Origin of the sequence: Mesorhizobium sp. M7A.F.Ca.ET.027.02.1.1, assembly GCF_004022985.1 — a bacterium.
Lineage (GTDB): Bacteria > Pseudomonadota > Alphaproteobacteria > Rhizobiales > Rhizobiaceae > Mesorhizobium.
Genome location: NZ_RZOL01000372.1, coordinates 1 through 6097, shown reverse-complemented (window position 1 = coordinate 6097; position 6097 = coordinate 1). Strand labels below are relative to the sequence as shown.

General features: G+C 62.5%; 8 protein-coding genes. 3 read left to right on the top strand and 5 right to left on the bottom strand.

What is annotated here, in order from left to right:
• The 4 genes from EN749_RS28615 to EN749_RS28600 all read right to left on the bottom strand — a co-directional run.
• A partial coding sequence (locus EN749_RS28615) for an SDR family NAD(P)-dependent oxidoreductase (RefSeq protein ID WP_128364411.1) occupies positions 1-538 on the bottom strand: 538 nt, incomplete at its 3' end.
• Complete coding sequence (locus EN749_RS28610; protein WP_127396858.1) at positions 535-1305, bottom strand: ABC transporter ATP-binding protein; 771 nt, start codon at positions 1303-1305, stop codon at positions 535-537. The genes EN749_RS28615 and EN749_RS28610, both read right to left, overlap by 4 nt.
• A 10-nt stretch (positions 1306-1315) precedes the next feature.
• Positions 1316-2098: an ABC transporter permease gene (locus EN749_RS28605; protein WP_245466500.1), complete on the bottom strand. Its 783-nt coding sequence runs from the start codon at positions 2096-2098 to the stop codon at positions 1316-1318.
• A 104-nt stretch (positions 2099-2202) separates the two neighbouring features.
• Positions 2203-3195 (bottom strand): ABC transporter substrate-binding protein, encoded by a 993-nt coding sequence (locus EN749_RS28600; protein ID WP_127810283.1) that lies wholly within the window; start codon positions 3193-3195, stop codon positions 2203-2205.
• A gap of 121 nt (positions 3196-3316) precedes the next feature.
• Here EN749_RS28600 and EN749_RS28595 point away from each other — a divergent pair, with 121 nt between their 5' ends.
• The gene (locus tag EN749_RS28595) at positions 3317-4222 is read left to right on the top strand and encodes a LysR family transcriptional regulator (RefSeq protein WP_050596708.1); all 906 of its coding nucleotides are present in this window, start codon (positions 3317-3319) and stop codon (positions 4220-4222) included.
• Positions 4223-4252: 30 nt separating this feature from the next.
• Here the strand turns inward: EN749_RS28595 and EN749_RS28590 are convergent, their stop codons facing one another.
• Complete coding sequence (locus EN749_RS28590; RefSeq protein WP_128364410.1) at positions 4253-4858, bottom strand: hypothetical protein; 606 nt, start codon at positions 4856-4858, stop codon at positions 4253-4255.
• A gap of 147 nt (positions 4859-5005) precedes the next feature.
• On the opposite strand from EN749_RS28590, the gene cysE reads away from it, so the two are divergent.
• Both cysE and EN749_RS28580 read left to right on the top strand, forming a co-directional pair.
• A complete protein-coding gene (gene cysE / locus EN749_RS28585; protein WP_013531333.1) occupies positions 5006-5854 on the top strand; it encodes a serine O-acetyltransferase in 849 nt (282 codons plus the stop codon).
• Positions 5855-6005: 151 nt separating this feature from the next.
• A partial coding sequence (locus tag EN749_RS28580; protein WP_128364409.1) for a DUF3126 family protein occupies positions 6006-6097 on the top strand: 92 nt, incomplete at its 3' end.

Genomic DNA, 6097 nt, shown 5'->3' with positions numbered 1-6097 from the left:
CAGATCCCGGACAGACCGCATTGACGCGGATGCCTTTCGATCCAAGTTCCTTGGCCCAGGTTTTCGTCAGGCCGATGATGGCGTGCTTGGAGGCGACATAGGCGCCGAACCGCGCTTCGGCGACGCGGCCCCAGATCGATGCGGTGTTGATGATCGAAGCGCCGGCCTGCATGCGCGGCAAGGCGCGCGCGGTGACAAGCGCCGTGCCGATGACGTTGATCTCGATGATGCGCCGGAAGGCGGCTTCGGCCTCGTCGCTGCTGTCAGTGATCGGCGTCATCAGCTCGAGGCCGGCATTGTTGATGAGCACGTCGATCCGGGAGATCGGTCCGAGGGCCGCGCCGACCGCCTCGCGGTCGGCGATGTCGGCCTCCGTGCCTGTGGCGCCCAAGTCGTGGGCCCGTTCGTGCACGGCCGCGTCGTTGGCAATGAGGTGCAGGCTGGCGCCGGCCTGGGCGAAGCCCTTGGCGATGCCGAGCCCGATGCCTCGGCTCGCTCCGGTGATCACGACCGTCTTTCCGGAAAAGGAGAGGCTCATACGACCACTCCGGTTTCGTTGCGGATCAGATGCAGGACCTTGTTGCGCAGCTCGAAGAATTTCTGGGTTTCGCGAATCTCCAGCGGCCGGTCCGGGCCAAGCTCTGCCGCCACGTCGATATCGGCGACGATCGAGGCTGGACGGCGCGAGAACAGGATGATCCGGTCGGCGAGAAATACGGCTTCTTCGACGTCGTGGGTGACGAAGATGATGGTCTTTTCCTCGCGGATCTGGATCTGCCGCAGCTCGACCTGAAGCCGCTCGCGCGTCAGCGCGTCGAGCGCGCCGAAGGGCTCGTCCATCAACAGCACGTCCGAACCCGCGGCGAGCGTGCGGGCTATGGCCACGCGCTGGCGCATGCCTCCCGAGATACGGTTTGGATAGGAGTCGGCAAAGTCTGCGAGCCCGAACAGCTTGAGATAGTGGCTGATACGCTCGGCTCTTTCGGTGGCACCGAGGTCCTTCCTGTAGCGCATGCCGAAGGCGATGTTGTTTTTGACCGTCAGCCAGGGAAACGACGAATAGGACTGGAACACCATGCCGCGCCGACGGTCCGGCCTGACGACCTTTTCCCCACCGAGCAGGATCGAGCCCGAACTCGGTTCGTCGAGGCCGCCGACCATGCGCATCAGGGTGGTCTTGCCGCAGCCCGAGGGGCCGAGGAAGACGACCAGCGAATTGCGGTCGAGGCCAAGGCTGGTGTTTCGCACGACATCGACGGGGCCAAAGGACTTGGCCGTGTCGACGAATTGAACATATCCGGTCATGTCATGCTCCTTACAGATACCGGAACAGCCGGCGGTGAAGCAGGCGCAAAAGCTGGTCGGTGACAAGGCCGATCAGGCCGATGACGACGACGCCGGCCATGACCTCCGGTGTCTTGACGAAGCGCCGGGCCGTCCAGATCACATAGCCGATGCCGGAATCGGCGGCGACGATCTCGGCGATGATCAGATAGGTCCAGCACCAGCCGAGCGTGATGCGCAGATTGTCGAGCAGCGTCGGCCCCATCCAGCGCAGAGCGACGTCGACCATGACCTGCCTCGAATTGGCGCCGACGGTGCGGGCGACCTCGACGAACTCCTGCGGCACGCGCCGCATGTCGTCGGCGACGAGCAGCACGAGCTGGAAGAACGTCCCCAGCCAGAGCAGGAAGATCTTGGTTTCCTCGCCGACGCCGAACCAGATGATGGACAGCGGCACCAGCGCGGGGACCGGCAGATAGCGGATGAAATCGATCATCGGCTCGAGGGCGGCGCCGACGATCCGGTAGCTGCTCATCATGATGCCGATCGGGATCGCCATGACGGCGGCCAGCAGGAAGGCAATCCAGACACGGGTGGTCGAAACCGCGACGTGCCAGAGCAGGTTCTGTTCGGTCAGCATCGTCCATAGCGCGACGACGACGCGGCTCGGCGACGGCAGGAACTGCGGGGCAATGATGCCCGCGCGCGCCGCCAGCTCCCACAGGGCAATAACGAGCGCAGCCGCAGCGACACTGACGGCGAACTCCAGCATCGGCGATCCGCGACCGCGGAAGACGAACAGGCTGCTGAACAAATCACTATCCCCGGATGATCGAAAGAACGGTCGTCACCGGCGGTAAGCCGGAATGACATCGCTGCCGACAGCCGAGACAAGCTGCCGGCCCGGCCGCGCGGCCGCTATTTCGCCGGGATCTTGTTGATCGCCGAATTGTCGATCTGGTCGGCCGCCACCAGTCTGTTGTCGGCGGCGCCGTTCTCCAGGTTTAGATCCATCACCGTGTCGAATATCCCGTGCAACGTGCCTTTTTCTCCCGGCTTGCCCATGTAGGCCAGGGATTCTGCAAGCGTCGTGTAGGACAGGCTGGAGTTGACGATGTCGGCCACTTCGGCAGGCGTCAGGCCGAAATGCTTGGACGCCATGTCGGCGAATTTTTCCGGCTCGGCCTTGATGAAATCGACCGCCTCATAGATGCAGCCGAGGAATTTTGCGTATTTGTCGGGGTTCGCCTTGAAGTCGTCGTTGCGGGCGATGATCGCGTCGATGATGATGCCGCGATGATCCTTGGACGAGATCAGCATGCGGGCACCGGTGCGGGTCGAGGCCTTCAGCGCCTGCGACATGAACGGTTCGTAGGTCGCGATCGCCGCGATCGATTCATCGACGAAAACCGCACCCGTATCGGCCGTCGCGATGTCCTTGATCTGCAGATCCTTCAGCGACAGGCCCGCCTGCTTCAGCTCCATCTGCAACAGCAGGCGCGAGGGGATGTTGGGCTCGGCCGCGACAACCTTGCCCTTGAGATCGGCAACCGACTTGATCTTGTCATCGGTGATGACGCCGTCGCCACCGACGGATTCGTCGATCGTTCCGATGATGATGCCGGGCGTCGAAGCATCGCGCGGGCGGCCCTGATATTCGCCGACCGAGCGCATCTGCATCTCGATGTCGCCGCGCGCCATCGCCGCCATGACGTTGGTCAGGTCATCCTCGAACTTGATGCTGACATCAAGGCCCTTGGCGGTGAAGCAGCCAAGGTCGCTGGCGATATGGACAGGCGCAAATCCCAGCCATGTCGGCGCCAGGATGCGGATCTGGTCGGCGCTGAGGGCGAGCTGCGAACTGGCGAGCAGCAGGGCTGCGGACAAGGCGGTGCCGAGTAACGGTTTCATGATTGTTCCCCAATTTTGTTCCGTACAGGCTCGCGATTTCTGACATTGATGTAAATGAGTTTATTTAGAACGATACATCGAATAACATCGATGTATCGTTCTGTGCATCATGGGGGGCGCCATGCGCCGGCTGGACAATATCGACATCCGCCTGCTGCGCGTTTTCGTGGCGCTGGCCGATTCAGGCGGGTTCGCCGCTGCGCAAATCACGCTCAACCTGTCGCAGCCGACGCTGAGCACGCATCTGGCGGAGCTGGAGAAACGCATCGGTGCGCAGCTCTGCCATCGCGGGCGCAAGCAATTCCGCCTGACCGAGGTTGGACAGGCAACCTACGATGCGGCGCAGAAGCTGTTCCGGGACCTTGACGATTTCGGACATCGCATTAATGCAGCCAGCGGCAGCCTGTCGGGCCGCTTGCGGGTCGGCACGTCGGATGGGGTCTTCACCAGTGGTGAACTGGGTATCCAGCACGCCCTCAGCCGCTTCATGGGGCCCGATTCCGACGTCTTCATCGACCTTTCGGTGGGTACGCCGTCCGAACTCGAGCAACAAGTTGCCGATGGCGGTCGCGACGTCGTCATCGGGCCGCTGTCGCAGAAAGCGCCTGGGGTCGTCTATCGCGACTATTGCGGCGAACCGCATCTTCTCTATTGCGGCCGTCGGCACCCGCTCTTTGCGATGCCCGATTCAAGGATCGATCAAGGCGCCGTCGACGCTGCGCGGTTCTCGGTGCGCAGCTATCGCCATTTCGACGACCTCTACCTTGTCGGCCATCCCAGGGCGAGTGCATCGGTCGTTCACATGGAAGCGCAGTTGATGCTGATCCTGTCGGGCAACTTCATCGGCTTTCTGCCGTGCCATTTTGCCGATCCCTGGGTCGCGGCCGGAGACATGCGGGCAATCAAGCCAAGGGCCTATTCGTTCAGTTCCATACACCGCGTCGCCTATCGCAAGACCGACGCGCAGCGCTCGCTTGTTCAGGCGTTTCTCGGTGCATTGTTCGATGCAACGCCCGTGGCCGGATAGGGCGACATGCAAGCGCGCCACCGGCGAAGATCACAAAGGGGTTTGCAGGGCCTGCAATGACCGCGTCATGTTTTCCCTGGCCTGCGGTTCGCAACGCTGGCGAAACTCTTCAGTGTGGAAGATATGCGGGCGGGCGAGGAAGCTCTTCAAGACCGCACTGCGTCCGGCCCGCCACATTGGCTCCTCCACCCAGTGGTACTCGCGCCGCACGGCGCGCTCATAGGCGTCGAAGGCGTCCGGCGCGGCTCCCAGGATCGACAGGTCCATATCCAGGAAAAGACTTGCGTCCCGTGTGGCCGCCGCGTCTTCGAACGGCGGCACCTGGTGCGTGGCGGTGGCGACGATCATTGCCGAGATGCGGTTGAGGCGTGAAGGATTTGCGCGGCCCGCCAGCTTTTTCTCGGCAAGGGCAGCACTTTGCGCCTCATTGTCCTTGGCCTTGCTGTCATAGACGGCATCGTGGAACCAGATCGCCGCTTCGATCGCCTGGGGGTCGCCGAGCAATTCTCGACAGTCGCCAGCGAGCGCCAGCATCGCCTCGATATGGGAAAGGTTGTGATAGTGGCGGCCTGGCGCCCGGTAGAGAGCCAAAAGCTCGCTTTTCAGCGCGTCGTCGATCAAGGGTTCGTTTTCCATGGCTGCTTGAATTCCCGCGAACCAAATCCATTTGACAAAGCACTAAGGAAAATTGAGTTCAATCGTGCTATGATCTGGCTTATATGTGCGGCCCGGCAACAGGCAAGCACAACAGGCAAGCCCGGCAGGACGCAGGACGAGACGGCCATGAACAGCATCAGCATTTCCCGACACAGCGCATTGAAGCCGGTCGATCCGATCTGGCGTTCGATCCGCGACGAGGCCATGGAGGCTGTCAACCGCGACCCGCTGCTCGCTGCATTCCTCTATTCGACCATCCTCAACCAGGACAGCCTGGAAGAAGCAGTCATTCACCGGCTGGCCGAGCGGCTGGCGCACCAGGACATCGGCTCCGACCTCATCCGCCAGACGTTCAAGTCCATGCTGGCCGACGACAAGGAGTGGCCGACGACGGTGCGTGTCGACATCCAGGCCTATTATGATCGCGATCCGGCTTGCGACCGCTTCATCATGCCTGTGCTCTATTTCAAGGGTTTCCACGCCATACAGACCCATCGGCTGGCGCATTGGCTGTGGAACCAGGGGCGCAAGGATTTCGCGCTCTACCTGCAGAGCCGCTCGTCCTCGGTCTTCCAGACCGACATCAACCCCGCCGCCCGCATCGGCAAGGGCATCTTCATCGACCACGCCACCGGCCTCGTGGTCGGCGAGACCGCGGTCATCGAGGACGACGTGTCGATCCTGCATGGCGTGACGCTGGGCGGCACCGGCAAGGCCGGCGGCGACCGTCACCCCAAGATCCGCTATGGCGTGCTGATCGGCGCCGGCGCCAAGATCCTCGGCAACATCGAAATCGGCCATTGCTCGAAGATAGCGGCCGGCTCGGTGGTGCTGTCGCCAGTGCCGCACAACAAGACGGTTGCCGGCGTGCCGGCCCGCGTCGTCGGTGAGACCGGCTGCGATCAGCCGTCGCGCCAGATGGACCAGCTTCTGCCGTCGCAGACGATGGATCAGGTCGTCAGTTTCGACATCTGATTTTCACGGCGCCGTCGTCTGCTGTCGGATTCCGGCCGCGGGCAGGAGCGGGCGGTTGTCTCGCCTTATCAGGCCGCTTGCCTTTACATCGCCATTGTCGACGTGCCAGAAGCGCGTTCGAACGAGCAAGCCCGATGATCGGAGAAGACTGTTGAAGCCGGACGAAATCAGAAAGCTGGACGCCTATTTCAAGCGCGTCTTCCAGAACCCCAAGCTCGAGGTCAAGGCGCGGCCGCGCAAGGA